Here is a 21,021-nt window from a genome sequence, read left to right on the forward strand (position 1 = left end):
TTACGAGGGGGCTATTTCAGCCATGGATAGGAAGAAACTGGTTCTGCTGATCGGCGCTCTGATCATTGCGATCGGAACTGCCTTCGCTGCACGGAGCATGTTCGCAGGAGGCGCCGCCCCGGTGGCCGAAGCTGCGCCGCAGCCCACAGGCCCCCGGGTTCTGGTGGCCAAGCGCGCCCTCACTTCGGGCACGATCATCACCGCCGATGCTCTGGGCTTTCAGCCCTGGCCGGAAGAGTTGGTCAAGGATGCCTACTTCATTGACGGTGAAGCCAGCATGGACGAGCTGCTCGGCACGGTTGTCCGCTTCCCGATCACTGCCGGTGAACCGGTGACGCAAGGCTCGCTGGTCGCGCCTGGCGATCGCGGCTTCCTTGCAGCGGCGCTCGGGGCAGGCATGCGCGCTGTCACGGTGCCAGTGTCGGCAATGACCGGCGTGGCAGGCTTTGTTTTCCCGGGTGACCGGGTCGATCTGGTGCTGACCCAGACAGTCGATGGCGAAGGCCAGTCGCTGCGGGCGGCCGAGACCGTGATCCGCAACCTGCGAGTGCTCGCCACCGACCAGACGACCGAGACCACCACCGACGAAAACGGCAAGACCGTGGTGACTGCATTCCGCACCGTCACGCTCGAAGTGACGCCGAAGATCGCGGAGAAGGTCGCTGTTGCCCAGACCATCGGTACGCTTAGCCTCGCGCTGCGCTCGCTGGCAGACAATGATGCCGAACTCGAACGGGCGGTTGCATCGGGCGATATCAGGATCCCGGAAAACGCCACCCCCGAGCAGGAAGAAAAGCTGCTCAAGGCCGCCATGGCGCGTCCGAACGACAAGGGTGCGACCTTCGTGACCGGCGGCGACGTCTCGCGCTTCCAGCGCACCACCATGCCTTCGCAGGACGGTGGTCGTCAGAACAGCGCCCCGGCAGGACCCGGCGTGCCGGCGAGCGTCAATAACCAGCCTGTCTACAAGGGGCCGAGCGTGCGGGTGACCCGCGGCAAGGCAACCGACGAAGTGCCGGTGAAAGCGCAAACTGCCGCCAATGGCATGGTGCGCGGCCAGGCCGATGCCATCAGCCGCGCTGGCAAGACCGTGCCGGCAGCCAGCTCCACTCTCGTATTCTGAAAGGGATAGAGATGGCCACGTTCAAACCGTTCCGACCGCTTTCGACCAACGCGGACACTGGCAAACCCTGGGGGAGCCGTAACATGACACTGAAATTCAAGGCAAGGCTGCTGCTGGCCGCGATGGTTACAGCACCGCTCGCCGGTCTGCCGGTTGCCACCGCAACCGCCCAGCAGGTCGTCAAGCCGACGCAGGAAATCGTCCTGTCGATCGGACGCGGCGAACTGGTGACGGTACCCGGCACCATGGCCGATGTGTTCGTCGCCAACGAAGACGTCGCTGACGTGCAGGTCAAGTCGCAGCGCCAGCTGTATGTCTTCGGGCGGGCCGGCGGCGAGACCACGATCTACGCCAGCAACGAACGCGGCGACGTGATCTTCTCGGCCAACATCCGTGTCGGCTCGAACATCGGCAGTGTCGATCAGATGCTGGCTCTGGCCATGCCCGATGCCAAGATCAGCGTATCCACCATGGGCACCAACACCGTGCTGTTGACCGGCACCGTAGGCGCACCTGAAGATGCAGCCGAAGCCGAGCGTCTGGTGCAGGCCTTTACCGGCGAGACCACCAATGTGATCAGCCGCCTGCGGACGGCAACGCCGTTGCAGGTCAACCTGAAGGTCACGATCGCCGAAGTCAGCCGTTCGCTGCTGCGCGCAATCGGCGGCAATCTCAACTCCATAGACGGCACGGGCGGGTTCCGCTTCGGTGTGGGCAGCGGTCGCGCGATCGGCGGACCGAACGGTGGCCCCGATGGGCCGCTGGCGGTCGGCAACGGCGTCGCGAACACGGCCTTTGTGCTGCCCGACGGGACTGAACTCCCGGGATACGCGGTGGACTCGAACGGAGGCACCACGCTCTCGGGACTTGGCCGACTGTTCGGCATCAACATGCTGGGCGCGCTCGATCTGTCGGAGCGTCTGGGGCTGGTAAACACCCTGACCGAGCCCAACCTGACCGCGCTTTCAGGCGAGACGGCAACGTTCCTCGCCGGCGGCGAATTCCCGGTGCCTCTGGCTCAGGGTCTGGGTCAGGTCACGGTACAATTCAAGCAGTTCGGCGTTAGCTTGGCCTATACCCCGACGGTGCTTGCCAATGGCCGCATCTCAATGCGGGTCCGCCCCGAAGTCTCCGAGCTGTCGACACAAGGATCGATCGAGCTGAACGGCTTCCAGGTGCCCTCGCTGACCACCCGCCGGACCGAAACGACGGTGGAACTCGGTTCGGGCCAGAGCTTCATGATCGCCGGCCTGATGAGCTCGAACTCGCAGAATGTGCTCGATAAGGCTCCGGGGCTCGGTGACGTTCCGATCCTCGGCAACCTGTTCCGCAGCCGCGAATTCCAGAAGGGCGAAACCGAGCTGGTGATCGTTGTCACCCCCTATCTGGTCAAGCCGGTCGACGCAAAGGACATCAAGCTGCCGACCGACGGCTATCGTTCGGCAAACGAGCTGGAACAGCTGCTCGGCTTCCAGGGCACTGCGGGCCAGTCGGGCGAACAGCGTCCCGGCCCCGTTTCGGCGCAACCCGATGCCCCGCAGCCGCGGGTCAGCGATGCCGATCCCGCCGCGATTGTCCCGAACGCGCCGGAAAAGCCGCGCCGGGCCGACAAGAAGAACCGCAAGGACGAACGCGAGGCCGCTGCCGCGACCCCGGGTTTCAGCCTCTAACGTGAGAAAGGTGAGTATGATGCCTGTTGCACGACCGAAGACAATGTCGGGACGTCCGGGGCCTTTGCGCCGCGCCCCCGCCCTCGCGCCCACCTTCGCCCTTGCGCTCGCGCTTGGCCTGGGACTGGCCGGCTGCGGCGGTATGCCGACCAATACCAGCCTTTACAGCACCAAGCAGCCGGTGGTCGAGCGCACCAATTTCACGTTCGACGTGAACACCAATGCTTCGGGCCTGCCGATCTCCGAACAGCAGCGTCTCAACGGCTGGTTCGAAACCATGGATCTTCGCTATGGTGATCGTGTCGCAATCGAGAATCCGGGCCAGAACCCGGCAGTAACGAACGCTATTCGCGATCTTGCCGCACGCTATGGCCTGATGATCAACGATGTCGCCCCGGCCACGGCCGGTATGATCCAGCCGGGTCAGGCGCGGATCGTGATCACGCGATCGACGGCCTCTGTTCCGGGCTGTCCGGACTGGTCGGCAACCTCGGACATGAATTACACCAATGGCACCAGCTCCAATTTCGGTTGCGCCACCAACAGCAACTATGCCGCGATGATCGCCGATCCGCAGGATCTGCTCGAAGGCAAGAAGGGCAAGGGCGAAACCGTTATTGCCACATCGAACAAGGCCATCGCGAGCTTCCGCGACGCGGAACCGACCGGCGTTGGCGGCCTGGAAGATGCAACTGCCGGCGGCACTGGTGGAGGAGGTAACTAAGTCATGAATGCTCCCTGGAAATCGGGCTTGCCCGGAAATCGTGATCCATTTGCGGCCTATATCTGCGACGATAGTTCCCTCGACGTTCTGCGTCCGGTGGTGGTCGAACTGGGCTGGCAGCCGGAAAAGTGCAACAAGGGCGGACTGCGCAACGCTGTCCAGTCGCTGTCCGTCAGCGCCAGCCCGGCGATCCTGTTCGTCGACCTGTCGGAAAGCGGCGATCCGCTCAATGACATCAACGCGCTCGCCGAAGTGTGCGAGCCCGGCACGGTGGTGATCGCCGTCGGCCAGGTCAACGACGTGCGGCTGTACCGCGATCTGCTGGCGAGCGGCATTCATGACTACCTGCTCAAACCGCTTTCGGCGCAGCAGGTGCATGATGCAGTGAACCAGGCGCTGGCGGTGTTCATGTCGCCCAAGGGCGGCGATGCCGATGCCGCACGGCGTCACATTTCCACCGCTGTCGTGGGCACCCGCGGCGGGGTCGGTGCATCGACGCTGGCGACCTCGCTGGCGTGGCTGTTCAGCGATCAGCACAAGTCGCCGACGGCGCTGCTCGATCTCGACGTGCATTTCGGCACCGGCGCGCTGGCGCTCGATCTCGAACCGGGCCGCGGCCTGACCGACGCGATCGAGAATCCCAGCCGGATCGACCCGCTGTTCATCGAACGCGCGATGGTGCGTGCGAACGACAACCTGTCGATCCTGTCGGCCGAGGCACCGATCAGCCAGCCGCTGATGACCGATGGTTCGGCCTTCGTGCAGCTGGAAGACGAATTCCGTCAGGCTTTCGAGATGACGGTGATCGACATGCCGCGCAACATGCTGATCAACTTTCCACAGTTGATGGCGGATGTGAACCTGGTGCTGCTGACCTGCGAGCTTACCCTCGCTTCGGCGCGCGACACCATTCGCATCCTGTCGTGGCTCAAGACCAACGCCGCGCACGCGCATCCGATGATCGTCGCCAACAAGGTTCAGCCGAGCCTTGCCGAGATCAGCAAGGCCGATTTCGAGGCGTCGATCGAACGCAAGGTCGATTTCGTAGTGCCTTACGACATCAAGGCAGCCACGAACGCGGCCAAGCTGGGCCAGGTGTTCGTCGATGCCAACCGCTCGAGCAAGGCTGCGGCGGCGATCCGCCAGATTGCGGAGCGCATCGTCGGGGCCGACGTCGAGGACCTTGCCGCCGGCGGCGAAGAGAAGAAATCGCTGCTCGGCGGGTTCGACTTCAAGGCACTGCTCGCCAAGAAGACTAAGGCAGAGCCCGAGGCAGCCGACTGACATCGCACCGCGCGGGAGGGGGGCGCAGCCGATGCTGCCCGTCGCCTCTCCCGCACGGACCGCAAACGTGAACGATCGCCGCATCCGCGCGGCACAAGGCAGGAAGCAACGGCATGGATTTTCTCCAAACCCTGCTCATCACTTTGGTGATCTTCAGCGTGCTGGTGGTCGGCTATTTGCTGGTGACTGGCTCGAGCATCGCAAAAGCGCAGAAGCGTCGGATGCAATCGCTCCGCTACCGCCATTCGGAAAGCCTCGACGCCAAGGTCGATGCGCAGTTGAAGCGTGCCATCGCCGCTCGCAAGCCGAAGCGGTTCAAGGCGGCCGGATCCGGCTCACGTATCGAAGCACTGAACATCCGCCTCAGCCGCACCGGCAAGAGTTGGTCGGTTTCGCAATATTTCTACGTGTCGATCGGGATCGCGGTGGCGGTTGCGGTGATCGCCTTCATCCAGAGCGGCGCAGCGCTGCTTTCCCTGGGAGTCGGCGCGGCAGTGGGTGCGGGTCTGCCGCATCTCGTGGTCAACTTCTTCATCGGCAAGCGCACCAATGCGTTTGTCGGCAAGTTCCCCGACGCGCTTGAACTGCTGGTGCGCGGCCTGCGTTCGGGCCTGCCTGTAACCGAGACGCTGGGCGTGGTCGCACAGGAAGTTCCGGGCCCCGTCGGGCTCGAGTTCCGCGGGATCGTCGACCGCATCAAGGTCGGCAAGTCGATGGAAGACTCGTTGCAGGATACCGGCGACCGCCTGGGCATCCCCGAATTCAACTTCTTTACCATCACTCTGGCGATCCAGCGCGAAACGGGCGGCAACCTTGCCGAAACCCTTTCGAACCTCGCAGACGTGCTGCGCAAGCGTGCGCAGATGAAGCTCAAGATCAAGGCGATGAGCTCGGAATCCAAGGCATCGGCATACATCGTCGGTTCGCTTCCGTTCATCGTGTTCGCGATGATCACGTTCCTGAACCCCGAATATGTCGCCCCCTTCTTTACCGACGATCGTCTGATCGTTGCTGGCCTGGGTGGCCTCACTTGGATGAGCATCGGGGTCTTCATCATGGCCAAGATGGTCAGTTTCGAAATCTGATCCGGGGGAATTAGCGATGCTTGACCAACCTAACGGCCCCATGGTGCTCGGTTTCGACGTGATTATGGTCGGAACCGTGCTGGCCGGCCTTGCCGCCTTCGCCATGGTGCTTGCGATCTATGCCGCGGTCACCATCCGTGACCCGATGGCCAAGCGCGTGAAGGTGCTCGAAGCCCGGCGTGAGCAGCTCAAGGCCGGGATCGTCACTTCGACCGCCAAGAAGCGCACCCGCCTGACCCGGCGCAGCAACACCACCGACAAGGTCAAGGAAAACCTCAGCAGGTTCAATGTTCTGCAGGACAGCCAGCTCAAGGCTATTCATCAGAAGCTGGCGCACGCGGGTTACCGCAACAAGGAACTGGCCTACGTCATTATCGGTGCGCGTGCCATCGTGCCTTTGCTGCTGGGCGGCATTGCGGCCTTCCTGATCTACGGCATCGAGTTCTGGCCGGATTGGGGCCCGATGACCCGGCTCGCCGCCTTTGCGGGCACCGTGTTCGTCACCTACAAGGGGCCGGAAATCTACCTCAGCAACAAGGCGTCGAAGCGCACCAAGGAGATCCAGAAGGGCCTGCCCGACGCGCTCGATCTGCTGGTGATCTGCGCCGAGGCCGGCCTCACCGTCGATGCTGCCTTCAACCGCGTCGCCAAGGAACTGGGCCGCGCCTACCCCGAATTGGGCGACGAATTCGCGCTCACCGCAATCGAGCTGTCGTTCCTCAATGAACGCAGGTTGGCGTTCAACAACCTGGCATACCGCGTCAACCTCGATGCGGTGAAGGGCGTGGTCACGACCATGGTTCAGACCGAGCGTTACGGAACCCCCTTGGCGAGCGCATTGCGCGTGCTGTCGGCAGAGTTCCGCAACGAACGCATGATGCGCGCCGAAGAGAAGGCCGCGCGCCTGCCCGCAATCATGACCATTCCGCTGATCCTGTTCATCCTTCCGGTGCTGTTCGTCGTTATTCTCGGCCCGGCAGCCTGTTCGATCAAGGATGCACTGATGGGCGACGGCGGCTTCGGCGGCGCGGGTGCCGGATAGCGCGCACGGCGGCGGGCCAAACCGGTCCGCCGCCCACGCTCGCGCCGGGTCGGCCTAGTCCCCACCCTCCGCCAATCGGCGCGCCCGCTCCCGCAGGCCCGCCAGCACCCGGCGCACCGCATCGACCTCGTGCGGATCGAGCCCGGCCAGCAGATCACGCTCGGTCGCCAGCGCCAGCGGCATGACCTCGGCGTGGATCGACCGGCCCTCCTGCGTCAGCGCCAGCAGGTGCGAGCGCCCGTCAACCGGATTGGCCACCCGCGCCACCAGTCCGCGCTGCTCCAGCACCTTGACCGCGCGGTTGACCGCGACCTTGTCCATCAGCGTCGCTGCCGTCAGCGCCCGCTGGGTCATCGCGGTACCGCCCGCCTCCGCGGTATCGCCCAGCATCGCCATCACGCGCCATTCCGGGATCTTGAGCGCGAACCGCCGCCGATACCGCTCGGCGATCAGGTCGCTCACCGCGTTGGAGGCGACCGATAGCTGATAGGGCAGGAACCCGGCGAGCCGCCCTTCCCCCTGCCCCGTGCCGGGCGCTACGTCGTCGTCACTCATAGATGCGGTCTTCCCACCAGGGATAGAAATCGGGCATGTCGGCGCTGACCTTGCCGGGATACATCGGCTTGCGTTTGTCGAGGAAGCTGGCGATGCCTTCCTGCGCATCGGCCCCGCGCGACAGGCTATAGATCGCGCGGCTATCGATCTTGTGGGCTTCCATCGGGTGGTCCGCGCTCATCAGCCGCCACATCATCGCCCGCGTCATCGCGACCGAAATGGCCGAGGTGTTGTCGGCAATCTCCCGCGCGAGGCTCTTCGCGGCGTGGAGCAGATCGTCCGGCGCATGGATCGATCGCACCAGCCCGCCCGCCTTTGCTTCATCGGCATCGAAGATGCGGCCGGTATAGCACCACTCCAATGCCTGACTGATGCCGACGATGCGCGGCAGGAACCAGCTCGATGCGGCTTCGGGCACGATCCCGCGCCGCGCAAACACGAAGCCGTAACGCGCGGTGCTGCTGGCAAGGCGGATGTCCATCGCCAGCTGCATCGTCGCCCCCACGCCCACCGCCACGCCGTTGCAGGCGGAAATCAGCGGTTTCGTGCTTTCGAACAACCGCAGGGTCAGCAAGCCGCCGCCATCGCGCACCTTGGGATCGGACAGGTCCTTCACCTCGGTCGGATCGGAGAACACGTGCCCCCCGCCCTCGGGCGTCAGATCGGCCCCCGCACAGAAGGCGCGCTCACCTGCACCTGTAAAGATCACCGCGCGCACCGCGTCATCGGCGTCGATATCGTCCATAGCCGCGATGATCTCCGCCCCCATCGTGCGGGTATAGGCGTTCATCTTCTCGGGCCGGTTCAAGGTGATGGTGGCGATGCCATCGGCTTTTTCGACGATGATCTGGGTGTAATCGGTCATGCGGCTCTCTCTCGATCCGGGCGTCCACGCCCTTGTTGGAGACATATGTGACACTGTCCAGAACAGGAAAACAAGCCTTGGAAGCGTGCGCGATAATGCAAAGGGTTCCGGTAAGCGAGGCGCACAGTTGCAGCATAATCCGCCGAGCATAGTCGGTGCGGGCGACCGTAGGAAAGCGGCGCCGTCGGCTTGCTGCGCACAGCAATCCGAAGGCGATACCGGCTCCGAACGGTGCACAGTCATAGGCGCCAAACAATAATCCAGATTATTACCCGCGTCGCACTGGAACCGTAAAGATCAATTCTCGTTGAAGTGGTGCAAAGAACCAAAAAATATTCTTGATGCCGAAATAATATTGAGGACCGAATGAATAAATTGAAAAGTATCGTTTTTGCCAGTTCGGCAATTTTGCTTGCGTCAGGGTGCATGACTGCAAACCCACGAATAATTTCGGCTGACGACCGGGGTATTACCTATAGAGTAAAGTCGGACAATCAGAGCGCGGCCCGCGATAATGCAGATGATTATTGCCAGAAGTGGAACCGCAATGCAGAATTGCGCAGTGTAACCGGAGCAGGAAACGATCGCTCCATTCTCACCTTCGCCTGCATCTGATGCTCATGAAAAATTAGCGTCGGTTGGCCTGTCGCTACCAATAGCCGCGACAGGCGAGCCAATCCGGCAGATGCCGAGCGTTCGCATAAAAAAGCCGCCCTCGCGCCATCTGGCGCGGGGGCGGCTCTCTGATTGAGCGGCGATCGGTGCCCTAGCGCGGCGCCATCCGGATGCCGCCGTCCAGACGCACATCCTCGCCGTTGAAATAGCCGGTCTCGATCATGCACATGGCAAGTTTGGCGTATTCGTCCGGCACGCCGAGGCGCTTGGGGAACGGCACCGATGCAGCCAGCGCATCGCGAACGTTCTGGGGGGCAGCGGCGAGCAGCGGGGTGTCGAAAATGCCCGGCAGGATGGTGTTCACCCGGATGCCTTCGTTCATCAGGTCGCGCGCGATGGGCAGGGTCATGCCGATCACGCCCGCCTTCGAGGCCGAATAAGCCGCCTGCCCGATCTGGCCGTCCTCGCCCGCCACCGAAGCGGTGTTGACGATTGCGCCGCGCTCGCCGTTCTCGTCGAGCGGGTCTAGGCTCAGCATGCCGGCCGCCGACTTGGCGATGCAGCGGAAGGTGCCGATCAGGTTGACCTGAATGACGAAGTCGAAGGCAGACACGGGGAAGTGCTTGATCGAACCGTCTTCCTTCGACCGGCTGGCGGTCTTGATCGCGTTGCCGATCCCGGCGCAGTTCACCAGGATACGCTCCTGCCCGTGGGCTTCGCGCGCCTTGGCGAAACCGGCGTCCACGTCTTCATCGCTGGTCACGTTGACCTTGCAGAAGATGCCGCCGATTTCGGCAGCCATCGCCTTGCCCTTTTCCTCGTTCATATCGAAGATTGCGACCTTCGCGCCCTTGGCAGCCAGCGCGCGTGCGGTAGCCGCGCCGAGGCCGGATGCGCCCCCGGTGACGACGGCGGGGGTATTGGCTGAAACTTCCATTGAAAACTTCCCTTTCAAATGTGAGCCCCCGCGCAGGCGGGGGCCTCGTTCGGATTGGACTGAGGTCCCCGCCGTCGCGGGGACTCACGGAATGCTAAAGCGCCTCGATAATCGTCACGTTGGCGACACCGCCGCCTTCGCACATCGTCTGCAGACCGTACTTCTTGCCGTGGCGCTTCAACGCATGAACCAGCGTCGCCATCAGCTTGGTGCCCGATGCGCCGAGCGGGTGGCCAAGCGCAATCGCGCCGCCGTGCACGTTGAGCTTGTCCGGATCGGCGCCGGTGTGCTTGAGCCATGCCAACGGAACGCTCGCAAACGCCTCGTTCACTTCATACAGGTCGATATCGCCGATGGTCAGCCCGGCGCGCTGCAGCGCCTTGTCGGTGGCGAACAGCGGTTCTTCCAGCATGATGACCGGATCGCCCGCGGTCACGGTCAGGTTGTGGATGCGTGCCAGCGGGGTGAGGCCATACCGCTTCAGCGCCGCTTCGGACACCACCAGCACGGCGGAAGACCCGTCGCAGATCTGGCTCGCCGAAGCTGCGGTCAGCGCGCCATCGGGATTGATCAGCTTGACCCCGGCAATGCTTTCCAGCGTCGCATCGAAGCGGATGCCCTCATCGACCGTGTGCATTGCGGTGCCTTCGGGCGTCTCGATCTCGACCGGCACGATCTCGGCCTCGAACGCACCGGCCTTGGTGGCGGCAATCGCCTTTTCATGGCTGGACAATGCAAAGCGGTCGAGATCGTCCTTGGTGAAGCCGTGCTTCTGGACGATCATCTCGGCGCCCATGAATTGGCTGAACTGGATGCCGGGATACTGCGCCTGAAGCTCGGGCGACATGTAGTGGCCGAGCCCTTCCTTCATGTGCAGCGTCGCGTTGGCACCCATAGGCACGCGGCTCATGCTTTCGACACCGCTGGCGATCACCGCGTCCATCGTGCCGCTCATCACGGCCTGGGCCGCAAACTGGATCGCCTGCTGGGAAGAACCGCACTGCCGGTCGATCGTCACTGCCGGGGTTGATTGCGGCAGCAGCTTCGATGCGAGCACGCCCATGCGCCCGACCTGCATCGCCTGCTCGCCCGCCTGCGTGACGCAGCCGGTCACCACGTCCTCGATTGCGGCAGGATCGATCCCGCTGCGTTCAACCAGTGCATCGAGCGACTTTGCCAGCAGGTCGACGGGATGCACCCCTGCCAGACGCCCGCCGCGTCGCCCTCCGGCGGTGCGGACGGCTTCTACGATATAGGCAGTGCTCATTGCTCTCTCCTTGCAATCTTTTCAGGCGCCATCGGCGGATCAGTTTCGTATCGCCACTCGCCTTTGACCACCCGCCTATTCAACGCGGCGGAGCAAATCAAGCAGGCAAAAGCGACGGCGCGCCTACAGCGCCCTTGCCCCTGCTGACGCGCAGCGATAGCGCCGGTGCGATGAGCGACGGCGTCTCCCCCGATCAGGCACACCGCGCACTGGCGAGCGGCGATCCGGCCGCGCTCGGCATGTTCGACCGCCTGCTGGCGCGCGACCCGGGCAATGCGCGGTTGTGGCTGGGCAAGGCGCAGGCGCTCGAACTCAATGGCGACGGGCGCGGCGCGCGGATCGTCGCGCAGCAGCTTGCCGAACAGGCGCCAGGCTTCACCGCCGCGCTGACCTATTTGGCCGGATTGCGGCTGGCGGCGGGCGAGCGCGATTTCGCGGCCCCGTTCCGCACGGCAGCCGCGCGGGCGCCGCACGACCCCAACATTCCCGCCGCCCATGTCGAGGCGCTGGCCGCCGCCGATCTGTGGGCCGATGCCGCCGCGACTGCCGCCGAAGCGCGGGGCCGCTTCCCGGACGAGGCGCATTTCACTTTGCTCGAAGCGATCCACGCCGGTGCAGCGGGCGAATGGGCGCGGGCCGATGCGCTATTTGCCGAGCTTGACGATGACCACCCCCAGCGGCCGCTGCACGAGGCCCGGCACCGGCTGCGCGGCCGTGATCCGGCGGCGTCAGAACGACTGCTCGCACAGGTGTTGGCGAGCGAACCGCACGATATCGCCGCATGGGCGCTGCGCGGGATCGCATGGCGGCTGGCAGGCGATCCGCGTGCCGGGTGGCTGCACGAACAGGCGGGGCTGGTCACGCTGCTCCCGCTGGCCGCGCGCGCCGGACTGCTTGAAGAAGCCGCAGCGCAATTGCGCAATCTGCACGCGTCCGCCCGCCTCCCGCTCGGCCAGTCCCTGCGCGGCGGCACCCAGACCCGAGGCATCCTGTTCCAGCGCGAAGACCCGGTGCTGGCCGATCTTCATGCCGCCATTCGTGAGACGCTGGAGACCTACCGCGCCCAGCTTGCCCCGCGAGACGACGCTCACCCGCTGCTGTCCCACCGCGATGCGCAGTGGCAGCTGGCGGGCTCATGGTCGGTGCGGCTGACCGGCGGAGGCGATCATCACAAGGCGCATATCCACCCGCAGGGCATCATCTCCTCCGCGCTTTATCTGGTGGTACCAGATCAGGCGCAGGACGAAAGCGAGCGCGAAGGCTGGCTCGAAATCGGGCGCCCGCCGCCCGATCTGCGGCTCGATCTGGAGCCGTTGCGGGTGATCCGCCCGTGCGCAGGCCACCTCGCGCTTTTCCCCTCGACGCTGTATCACGGCACGACGCCGTTTGCGGCCACCGGGGGGCAAGCAGACGAACGGCTTACCGTCGCGTTCGATATCGTCGCCCAGTTGCCGCCTTGAAACTGGCGCCTGTCCGAAACCCGCCCCGACGCAAGATTGTTGCATATTCGCCACGACCGCCGAAGGAAGTGTCCTTGAAATGTCACGATCGTCGCCTTGCAGTTGCGCCTGATGGATGAATGTAGTGTAAGCCAAGCCATTGTCAGCCCGTGCCGACAAGTGGGACATTCGCCTACAAATAAGGGGTTTACTATGAAGACGTTTTTTGGCTCCGGCCGCCGTACCGGACTGTTTACCAGCGTTGGCATGGTCGCGATCGCGATCGCCTCGCCTGCCATGGCACAGGATGCCGATGAAGAAGATGCGGTCGTAACGACGGCTGAAGCCCGCGAAGAATCGCCCAGTATTACGGTCACCGGATCGCGTATTCGCCTTCCCAATCTCGAATCGACCGAGCCGACCACGACGATTGATGCCGAATACATCAACCAGCGTAACTTCATTAATGTTGCCGACGCGCTAAACGATCTGCCGCAGATCCGCGGCTCGGTGACCCCGCAGGGCGGTCAGGCCGCGTTCGGCCAGGGCGTGAACTTCGTCAATAATTTCGGCCTCGGCAGCAACAGGACCCTGACACTCGTCAATGGTCGTCGCCTTGTGTCGTCGAACACCCCGTCGCTGTTCGGTCCGGGCGCTCCGGGTCTGCAGGTCGACCTTAACGTCATACCGACCGCGCTGATCAAGCAAATCGATATCGCCTCGACCGCCGGTGCGCCGGTTTACGGTTCGGACGCGATCGCGGGCACGATCAACATCATCCTCGATGACCAGTACGAAGGCCTGAACCTCAACGCGACTTCCACCATCACCGAAGACGGAGACGGCTTCCAGTACCGCCTCGAAGGCGTGTACGGCACCAGCTTCGCCGACGGTCGCGGTCACCTGCAGGTCTCGTCGTTCTACACCCAGACCGACGGTCTGCTGCAGCGCAGCCGCCAGTTCTTCCTCGACGAAGTCGAAACGCAGAACAACACGGTGCTGAGCAATCGCGTCAACCCGAACCTGCCACTCAACACCGGCCCCGATGATGGCGTGCCCGATCAGGTGCTGTTCTCGCCTTCGCGTCTGTTCGTTCTGTCGAACAATGGCGTGATTTTCGGCGGTCCGCTGGGCGTAACCAGTTCGGGCGCCGCGCTCAACGGCCTCAGCGGCACGGGCGCCTTCCAATTCGACGCCGGCGGCAACCTTATCCCCTTCGATCCCGGTGTGCGCCCGCTCAACGTGGATGGTACCGCCGCTGTGGGTCTGCGCGGTTTCGGCGGCGACGGCTTCCAGTTCTCCGACTTCGGCCAGATTACCTCGGACCTGCGTCGCTTCGGTGCCAATGTCTTCGGTAACTACGATGTCACGGACCACATCAACGTGTTCGTGGAAGCGCAGTATTACGATGCCCGCGCTGACGAACTCGTGCAGCAGCCGACCTTCAACACCCCGCTGTTCGGTGGTGCCAGCAGCGCGCTGTCGTTCGATGTCACCAACCCGTTCCTGAACGATCAGGCTCGCGGTGTCCTGCAAGCTGCCGGGGTAGAACGCTTCACGGTGTCGCGCGCCAATGTCGGTTTCGCTGACCTGACCGGCTTTGCCGAAACCGAACTCCTGCGCGGCGTGATCGGCGCCCGCGGGGATTTCGAGATCGCTGGCCGCAACTGGAATTGGGAAACGTCGCTTAACTACGGCCAGACCGAGATCAACGACTTCCGGCAGGACATCAATGTCCAGAACTTTGTCAACGCAACCAACGTGACGACGAATGCTGATGGCCAGATCGTCTGTAATGCGACCCCTGCTACTCCGTCGCAGTCCGGCTTCTTGCCGGTGGCCGATTCGCAGTGCGTCCCGTTCAACTTCTTCGGCCTGCAGGCGAGCCCGGAAGCGATCAATTACGTCATTGCCGAAAATCGGTCGAGCTCGGTGCTTGAACAGACCGTGTTCAACGCCAACGTCGGCGGCACCATCTTCGAGCTGTTCGGCAATGAAGTCGGCGTCAATATCGGTTACGAAAACCGCAAGGAAAGCGGCCGATTCAATCCGTCAGAATTCGAACAGCAGGGTCGTGGCCGCGGCGCTGCGGTGACCCCGATCGCGGGTTCGTTCACCCTTAACGAGGTGTTCGGCGAAGTCTTCGTGCCGATCATCACCCCGGAAAATGACTCGTTCATCGAATCGGCAGTCGTCTACGGCCGCGGTCGTTATGTTGACAACACCATCAATGGTGGGTTCTTCTCGTGGGCCGCAGGCGGCAGCATCGCTCCGGTTCGGGACATCGAATTCCGCGGTAACTTCACTCGTTCGTTCCGTGCTCCTGCGCTGACCGAGCTGTTCCTCCCGCAAGCCAACGCCTTCGGCTTCATCCCCGATCTGTGCTTCGGTCCGAACCGCACCGGCGGCCCGAACCCCGAAGCACGCGATCGCAACTGCGGCGCGTTCCTGTCGGCCTTCCCGGACATCCCACGCCCGCAGACTGCGGCGCAGGCTTCGGTGCCGATCCTCGTCGGCGGCAATCCGAACCTTGACAACGAGCAGGCGGACAGCTGGAGCGTCGGAGGCATTCTGCGTCCGTGGTTCCTGCCGAACTTCTCGCTCACCGTCGATTACATCGACATTTCGATCTCCAATCCGATTGCTCAGCTGTCCAGCGCTCAGATCAACTCGGCTTGCTTCGATAACGACAACTTCAACGCGGCCGATCCGGCCAACGGCAACTCTTTCTGCTCGCTCATTCAGCGTGATGCGATCGGTGAAGTTGTCTCCAACCCGACCAATCCGGGCGTTCTCACCGGCTTCGTCAACGGTAACGCCATTGATTACGAGGGCATTCAGGCGGCAGCGCTCTATGCTACTCCGCTCGATGGTCTCGGCATCCCGGGCACGCTGCAACTGCGCGGCGACCTGTCGGTGGTACTGTACCGTCAGACCGACATCACCGGGGTTGCCCCGGCGCGATCCGACGCAGAGCTGGGCGATCCGACGTGGGCCGGTCAGTTCGTCGCTAACTATATCGGCGAAAACTGGGGCTTCGGTTCGGTTGTCAACTACACTGGCGAACAGCTGTTCTCGCGGTTCAACCGCACCCCGGACCAGCGCCAGTTCGACAAGCTCGATGACTTCGTTACGGTTGACTTTAACGTGTACTTCGAGACCGATGACGAAATGCGTTTCAACTTCGTGGTTTCCAACGCATTCAACCGTCAGTGTCAGCGCACCTTCGGCTTCTGTATCCCGGGCACAGGGATCAACGATGCCTTCGGTCGTACCTTCTCGGTCGCCGTAAATAAGCGCTGGTAAGTCTCCGGCTCACCACAAAAGAAAGGCCCCGGGAAACCGGGGCCTTTTTTGTTGTGGCCGACACGAAAGAGGCCGGATGGAAGCAGTCGGACATCAGGTGGCCGTCATGGTCAGCGCGCCGTCGCCTTCGTCGATATGCAGGGTCGCACCGTCGGGCAGCTTGCCCTCAAGCAGCATCTCGGCAAGCGGATCCTGCAGGTAACGCTGCACCGCGCGCTTCAGTGGCCGCGCCCCGTAGACCGGATCGTAACCCACCCGCCCCAGCCAGCGCAGCGCGGCGTCGGTCAGGTCGATGGTGATCTTGCGGTCGGCGAGCAGTTTCTGAACGCGCTTCACCTGGATTGCGACGATCGGGGCCATGTGTTCCTGCGCCAGCCGGTGAAACAGGATGATCTCGTCCAGCCGGTTGAGGAACTCGGGCCGGAAATGCCCGCGCACCACGTCCATCACGTCCTTTTCGACCGTGGCCGGCTCGGCGCCATCGGGAAGATTGGCGAGGTACTGGCTGCCGAGGTTGGAGGTCAGGATAATCAGCGTGTTGCTGAAGTCCACCACCCGGCCCTGCCCATCGGTCAGGCGCCCATCGTCGAGCACCTGCAGCAGCACGTTGAAGACGTCGCTGTGCGCCTTCTCGACCTCGTCGAACAAGACCACCTGATAGGGGCGGCGGCGCACGGCTTCGGTCAGCACCCCGCCCTCTTCGTAGCCGACATAGCCCGGAGGCGCGCCGATCAGGCGGGCGACCGCGTGCTTCTCCATGAATTCGCTCATGTCGATCCGCACCATCGCGCTGTCATCGTCGAACAGGAATCCGGCCAGCGCCTTGGTCAGTTCGGTCTTCCCGACGCCGGTGGGGCCGAGGAACAGGAAGCTGCCGAGCGGACGGTTCGGATCCTGCAAACCGGCGCGCGCGCGGCGCACCGCCTTCGAGACCGCAGTAATGGCCTGCGTTTGACCGATCACGCGCTTGCCGATGATGTTTTCCATGTCGAGCAGCTTCTCGCGCTCGCCTTCCATCATCTTGTCGACCGGTACGCCCGTCCAGCGGCTGACCACACCGGCGATGTCCTCCTCGGTCACTTCCTCGCGCAGCAGGGCGTTTTCGGACAGCGCCTGCGCATCGACCAGCTTCTGTTCGAGTTCGGGGATGCGCCCGTAGGACAGCTCGCCCGCCTTTGCGAGGTCGCCGCTACGCTGCGCCTGTTCAAGCTCCAGCCGCGCCGCATCGAGCTGTTCCTTGATCTTGCCTTCGGCCTCGATCTTGTCGCGCTCGTTCTGCCAGCGGGTGGTGAGTTCGCTCGACTGCTGTTCGAGGTTCGCCAATTCCTCGCGCAGGGCGACGAGGCGGTCCTTGGAGTTCTGGTCGGTCTCCTTCTGGAGCGCGGATTCCTCGATCTTCAGCTGGATGATCCGCCGGTCGAGCGCCTCGATCTCCTCGGGCTTGCTCTCCACCTCCATGCGGATGCGGCTGGCGGCCTCGTCCATCAGGTCGATCGCCTTGTCGGGCAGGAAGCGGTTCGAGATGTAGCGGTCGCTGAGCTTCGCCGCGGCGACAATCGCGCCGTCGGTGATCCGCACGCCGTGGTGCAGCTCGTACTTGTCCTTGATCCCGCGCAGGATGCTGATCGTGTCCTCGACCGTCGGCTCGTCGATATAGACCGACTGGAAGCGCCGCTGGAGCGCGGGGTCCTTCTCGACATATTTCTGATACTCGTCGAGCGTGGTCGCGCCGATGCAATGCAGTTCGCCGCGTGACAGCGCGGGCTTCAGGAGGTTGGAGGCATCCATCGAGCCTTCGCTGGCCCCCGCGCCGATCAGGGTGTGCATCTCGTCGATGAACAGGATGATCTGGCCGTCGGCGTTCTTCACCTCGTCGAGCACGCTTTTCAGCCGCTCCTCGAACTCGCCGCGATATTTCGCGCCGGCAATCAGCGAACCCATGTCGAGGCTCATCAGCGTGCGGCCCTTGAGGCTGTCGGGCACGTCGCCATTGGCGATGCGGAGCGCAAGGCCCTCCGCGATCGCGGTCTTGCCGGTGCCGGGTTCGCCGATCAGGGCGGGGTTGTTCTTGGTGCGGCGGGCAAGGATCTGGATCGTGCGGCGGATTTCCTCGTCACGGCCGATCACCGGATCAAGCTTCCCGTCGCGCGCTGCCTGAGTCAGATCGCGCGCGAATTTCTCCATCGCGTCGTAGGTGTTTTCGGCGCTGGCGCTGTCGGCGCGCTTGCCGCCGCGCAGCTGCTCGATCGCGGCGTTGAGCGACTGCGGGGTGATGCTGGCGGCCTTCAGCGCCTCGCCCGCCGCGCCCTGCGACAATGCGAGCGCAACCAGCAGGCGTTCGACCGTGACGTAGGAATCGCCCGCCTTGTCGGCGATCTGTTCTGCCTGGTCCAGCACGCGCACCGCGTCATTATCGAGCCCGGGGGTTGCCTGCGCGCCACTGCCGGTGACAGCCGGGACCTTGGCGAGGCCCGCATCGACCGAGGCCACCGCCAACGCCGGCGTGCCGCCCGCGCGCTGGATCAGCCCTGCGGCCATGCCCTCGCTATCTTCGAGCAACGCCTTCAGCAGGTGCAGCGGCGTGATCCGCTGATGGTTCATGCGGATCGCCACGGTCTGCGAGCTTTGCAGAAAGCCCTTGGCGCGGTCGGTGAACTTTTCGAGATTCATCTGGTCAAACCCCTCACTTGAACGTCTGCACCGAAGTAGTGTTGCAATTTAGCAACACAAGACCCGGTCGCGAATTTTATCCCTGATCCCTCTTTCGATAATTGGGATGCCCTGATGCGAAGGCAAGGGGTATTGTGCAACTAATACACCTGCCACGGCTCCCTTGACCTCCCGGCGCCGTCAAGCGATGGAACCGTCAAGCGATTTGGGAGAGAAATCGGCATGAAGTGGGTCAAGGGCGGCGCCATCGCGCTGGTGGCGGTTGTGGTGCTGGCATTTACCGTGCTCGCAACGTGGGAGCCGTTCTTCGCCAGCGCGGCCAATCCCCCTGCGGACCGGGTCTACAAGGCCGAGATCATCCGCGACGATTTCGGCGTGCCGCATATCTACGGCGCGACCGATGCCGACACCGCCTATGGTGTCGCGATTGCCCATGCCGAGGACGATTTCTTCACCCTGCAGGATGTCGTCGCGATGAGCCGCGGGCGCTATGGGGCGATTGCGGGCGAGGACGGGGCGAAGGTCGATTATGTCTACCACCTGATCGACGCGCGCGGCACGGCGGAGCGGGAATATCCCAAGCTGCCAGCCGATACCCGTGCGCTGTTCGAAGCCTATGCCGCGGGCCTCAACCAATACGCAGAGGCGCACCCGGAAGAACTGAAGCTTGCCAACCTGTTCCCGGTCAACGGGATGGACGTGGCCGCCGGGTTTGCGCTGCGCCAGCCGTTCTTCTTCGGGCTGGATTCGGTGATCGGACCGCTGGTGGCAGGCGAAGACCTGCGCCGCGAACACGGCCCCGACATCCCCGGCTTCCCGCGTACGCCGCTGCCCGGCGCTGAGCCTGCAGCGGAAGCCGCCGCCCAGCCCAAGCAGGCGCGCGCACTGGTGCTGCCGCTGGGCGAGGATGCCGAACACATGGGCTCCAACGCCTTTGCCGTCAGCCCGGAAAAATCGGGTGGGCCAACGACGCTCATCTCGAATTCGCACCAGCCGCTCCGCGGCGGCGTGGCGTGGTACGAACTGGTCGTGGAAAGCGGCGAAGGCTGGCATTTTGCGGGGGCGAATTTCCCTGGTTCGCCCTTCCCCTTTCTCGGGCACAACGAACATCTGGGCTGGACCAACACGGTCAACACCCCCGACATGATCGATATCTACCAGCTGGAACTCGACGACAGCGGAATGCGCTACAGGCTCGACGGCGAATGGCGCTATCTGGAGAGCGAGATGGTGACGCTGCCGGTCAAGGTTGGCCCTGTGGTGCTGCCGATCCGGCGCGAGGTGCTGCGGAGCGTTCACGGCCCCGTGATCCGCAACGACAAGGGCGCGTTTGCGGTGCGGTACGGCGGGATCGGCCAGCTCCAGCAGCTCGATGCCTATTACCGCATCAACAAGGCGACCAGTTTCGATCAATGGGAAGCACAGATCGAGCGGATGGCGATCCCTTCGACCAATTTCATCTATGCCGACAAGGCCGGCACCATCGCCTATGTCTACAACGCCGCGATCCCTGACCGGCCGGAGGATGTGCAGGCCAACTGGCGCTCCGTCCTGCCCGGCGACCGTTCGGAGCTGATCTGGGACGGCGCAGTCGATTACGCGGAACTGCCCAAGCTGGTGAACCCGGCGAGCGGGTGGATCTACAATTCAAACAACGAGCCCTTCACCGCCGCTGGGGCGGGCAGCGATCTGTCGCCCGATGATTTCTCGCCGGTGCTGGGGATCGAGCGCAAGCAGACCAACCGGTCATGGCGCGCCTACAAGTTGCTGAGCGAGGCGAGCCTGCTCGACCGCGCGACGCTGGAGGCGATCAAATATGACACCGGCTACGAACGCGAAGGTTATGTCGCGCGGCTGTTTGACGGATTGGAGGCATTGCAAGCCGACGGCAAACTTGCCGAAGCGCGCGATCTGCTGCTGACCTGGGATTTCACCGCCGACAATGTGGGCAAGGCCGATGCGATTGCGCTGCTGGTGATCCGCGATTTCATGTCCGCCGATTACAGCAACAAGCCCTTCCCTGACGTGGCAGAAAAGCTGCAAGCTGCCGCCGATCATCTCACCACCCATTTCGGCCGGCTCGACCCGCCGATGGCCGATCTGCTGCGTCTTCGGCAGGGCGATCTCGACCTGCCGCTTGATGGCGGTTCGGACACCTTGCGTGCCTCGACCACGTGGGATGTCGATGATGACGGGCGATTGAGCCTCAAGCACGGCGACAGCTTCATCATGTGGGTCGAATGGATGCCGGGCGAGCCGGTGAGTTCGCGTTCGATCCAGCCGTTCGGGTCCGCCACCACCCGGCCCGAAAGCCCGCATTACAACGACCAGATGCAGCTATTCGTCGAACACAAGCTGAAGCCGGTCTACTTCTGGCGTGATGATGTGATGGCGAATGCCAGCAACCGCACCGCCGTCACCAACGCGCGCTGACTGGCG

The 21,021-nt window shown here is 63.6% G+C and carries 15 protein-coding genes; 10 read left to right on the forward strand and 5 right to left on the reverse strand.

Annotated elements, in window-relative coordinates; translation table 11 throughout:
• Positions 1 to 22: 22 nt before the first annotated feature.
• The 6 genes from cpaB to J3454_RS05485 all read left to right on the forward strand — a co-directional run bounded on the left by cpaB (position 23) and on the right by J3454_RS05485 (position 6,928).
• Positions 23 to 1,123, forward strand: coding sequence for a Flp pilus assembly protein CpaB (gene cpaB, locus J3454_RS05460; RefSeq protein WP_349512729.1), 1,101 nt, complete (start codon positions 23 to 25; stop codon positions 1,121 to 1,123).
• Positions 1,124 to 1,206: 83 nt separating this feature from the next.
• Entirely contained in the window at positions 1,207 to 2,793 is a 1,587-nt protein-coding gene (locus J3454_RS05465) for a type II and III secretion system protein family protein (RefSeq protein WP_349512730.1), read from the forward strand.
• Between the two features lie 43 nt (positions 2,794 to 2,836).
• Complete coding sequence (locus J3454_RS05470; protein ID WP_349512731.1) at positions 2,837 to 3,517, forward strand: CpaD family pilus assembly protein; 681 nt, start codon at positions 2,837 to 2,839, stop codon at positions 3,515 to 3,517.
• A gap of 3 nt (positions 3,518 to 3,520) precedes the next feature.
• Positions 3,521 to 4,801, forward strand: a complete 1,281-nt coding sequence (locus J3454_RS05475) for a pilus assembly protein CpaE (RefSeq protein ID WP_349512732.1) — start codon at positions 3,521 to 3,523, stop codon at positions 4,799 to 4,801.
• Positions 4,802 to 4,914: 113 nt separating this feature from the next.
• Complete coding sequence (locus J3454_RS05480; RefSeq protein ID WP_349512733.1) at positions 4,915 to 5,886, forward strand: type II secretion system F family protein; 972 nt, start codon at positions 4,915 to 4,917, stop codon at positions 5,884 to 5,886.
• Positions 5,887 to 5,902: 16 nt separating this feature from the next.
• Positions 5,903 to 6,928, forward strand: a complete 1,026-nt coding sequence (locus J3454_RS05485) for a type II secretion system F family protein (protein ID WP_349512734.1) — start codon at positions 5,903 to 5,905, stop codon at positions 6,926 to 6,928.
• 54 nt (positions 6,929 to 6,982) lie between these two features.
• On the opposite strand, the gene J3454_RS05490 is transcribed toward J3454_RS05485, so the two are convergent.
• Entirely contained in the window at positions 6,983 to 7,483 is a 501-nt protein-coding gene (locus J3454_RS05490) for a MarR family winged helix-turn-helix transcriptional regulator (RefSeq protein WP_349512735.1), read from the reverse strand.
• Positions 7,476 to 8,348, reverse strand: a complete 873-nt coding sequence (locus J3454_RS05495) for a crotonase/enoyl-CoA hydratase family protein (RefSeq protein ID WP_349512736.1) — start codon at positions 8,346 to 8,348, stop codon at positions 7,476 to 7,478. The genes J3454_RS05490 and J3454_RS05495 overlap by 8 nt, the downstream gene beginning before the upstream one ends.
• Positions 8,349 to 8,714: 366 nt before the next feature.
• Between J3454_RS05495 and J3454_RS05500 the strand changes: the two genes are divergently transcribed.
• Positions 8,715 to 8,963 (forward strand): hypothetical protein, encoded by a 249-nt coding sequence (locus tag J3454_RS05500; RefSeq protein ID WP_349512737.1) that lies wholly within the window; start codon positions 8,715 to 8,717, stop codon positions 8,961 to 8,963.
• A gap of 151 nt (positions 8,964 to 9,114) precedes the next feature.
• Here the strand turns inward: J3454_RS05500 and J3454_RS05505 are convergent, their stop codons facing one another.
• Both J3454_RS05505 and J3454_RS05510 read right to left on the reverse strand, forming a co-directional pair.
• Complete coding sequence (locus tag J3454_RS05505) at positions 9,115 to 9,900, reverse strand: SDR family NAD(P)-dependent oxidoreductase (protein WP_349512738.1); 786 nt, start codon at positions 9,898 to 9,900, stop codon at positions 9,115 to 9,117.
• A gap of 94 nt (positions 9,901 to 9,994) precedes the next feature.
• A complete protein-coding gene (locus tag J3454_RS05510) occupies positions 9,995 to 11,167 on the reverse strand; it encodes an acetyl-CoA C-acetyltransferase (RefSeq protein WP_349512739.1) in 1,173 nt (390 codons plus the stop codon).
• A gap of 170 nt (positions 11,168 to 11,337) precedes the next feature.
• On the opposite strand from J3454_RS05510, the gene J3454_RS05515 reads away from it, so the two are divergent.
• Positions 11,338 to 12,627 (forward strand): 2OG-Fe(II) oxygenase family protein, encoded by a 1,290-nt coding sequence (locus J3454_RS05515; RefSeq protein ID WP_349512740.1) that lies wholly within the window; start codon positions 11,338 to 11,340, stop codon positions 12,625 to 12,627.
• A 246-nt stretch (positions 12,628 to 12,873) separates the two neighbouring features.
• Entirely contained in the window at positions 12,874 to 15,912 is a 3,039-nt protein-coding gene (locus J3454_RS05520) for a TonB-dependent receptor domain-containing protein (RefSeq protein WP_349512741.1), read from the forward strand.
• 93 nt (positions 15,913 to 16,005) lie between these two features.
• On the opposite strand, the gene clpB is transcribed toward J3454_RS05520, so the two are convergent.
• Complete coding sequence (clpB, locus tag J3454_RS05525) at positions 16,006 to 18,582, reverse strand: ATP-dependent chaperone ClpB (RefSeq protein WP_349512742.1); 2,577 nt, start codon at positions 18,580 to 18,582, stop codon at positions 16,006 to 16,008.
• Between the two features lie 222 nt (positions 18,583 to 18,804).
• Between clpB and J3454_RS05530 the strand changes: the two genes are divergently transcribed.
• Positions 18,805 to 21,015, forward strand: a complete 2,211-nt coding sequence (locus tag J3454_RS05530) for an acylase (protein WP_349512743.1) — start codon at positions 18,805 to 18,807, stop codon at positions 21,013 to 21,015.
• Positions 21,016 to 21,021: the final 6 nt, after the last annotated feature.

Source organism: Erythrobacter sp. NFXS35 (assembly GCF_040148725.1).
Taxonomy (GTDB): domain Bacteria; phylum Pseudomonadota; class Alphaproteobacteria; order Sphingomonadales; family Sphingomonadaceae; genus Erythrobacter.

Coding starts and splice junctions, on each gene's coding strand:
- J3454_RS05485 (WP_349512734.1), top strand. CDS start 5,903: ATGCTTGACCAACCTAACGGCCCCATGGTGCTCGGTTTCGACGTGATT.
- J3454_RS05470 (WP_349512731.1), top strand. CDS start 2,837: ATGTCGGGACGTCCGGGGCCTTTGCGCCGCGCCCCCGCCCTCGCGCCC.
- J3454_RS05510 (WP_349512739.1), bottom strand. CDS start 11,167: ATGAGCACTGCCTATATCGTAGAAGCCGTCCGCACCGCCGGAGGGCGA.
- J3454_RS05530 (WP_349512743.1), top strand. CDS start 18,805: ATGAAGTGGGTCAAGGGCGGCGCCATCGCGCTGGTGGCGGTTGTGGTG.
- J3454_RS05505 (WP_349512738.1), bottom strand. CDS start 9,900: ATGGAAGTTTCAGCCAATACCCCCGCCGTCGTCACCGGGGGCGCATCC.
- clpB (WP_349512742.1), bottom strand. CDS start 18,582: ATGAATCTCGAAAAGTTCACCGACCGCGCCAAGGGCTTTCTGCAAAGC.
- J3454_RS05475 (WP_349512732.1), top strand. CDS start 3,521: ATGAATGCTCCCTGGAAATCGGGCTTGCCCGGAAATCGTGATCCATTT.
- J3454_RS05480 (WP_349512733.1), top strand. CDS start 4,915: ATGGATTTTCTCCAAACCCTGCTCATCACTTTGGTGATCTTCAGCGTG.
- J3454_RS05515 (WP_349512740.1), top strand. CDS start 11,338: ATGAGCGACGGCGTCTCCCCCGATCAGGCACACCGCGCACTGGCGAGC.
- cpaB (WP_349512729.1), top strand. CDS start 23: ATGGATAGGAAGAAACTGGTTCTGCTGATCGGCGCTCTGATCATTGCG.
- J3454_RS05500 (WP_349512737.1), top strand. CDS start 8,715: ATGAATAAATTGAAAAGTATCGTTTTTGCCAGTTCGGCAATTTTGCTT.
- J3454_RS05520 (WP_349512741.1), top strand. CDS start 12,874: ATGGTCGCGATCGCGATCGCCTCGCCTGCCATGGCACAGGATGCCGAT.
- J3454_RS05465 (WP_349512730.1), top strand. CDS start 1,207: ATGACACTGAAATTCAAGGCAAGGCTGCTGCTGGCCGCGATGGTTACA.
- J3454_RS05495 (WP_349512736.1), bottom strand. CDS start 8,348: ATGACCGATTACACCCAGATCATCGTCGAAAAAGCCGATGGCATCGCC.
- J3454_RS05490 (WP_349512735.1), bottom strand. CDS start 7,483: ATGAGTGACGACGACGTAGCGCCCGGCACGGGGCAGGGGGAAGGGCGG.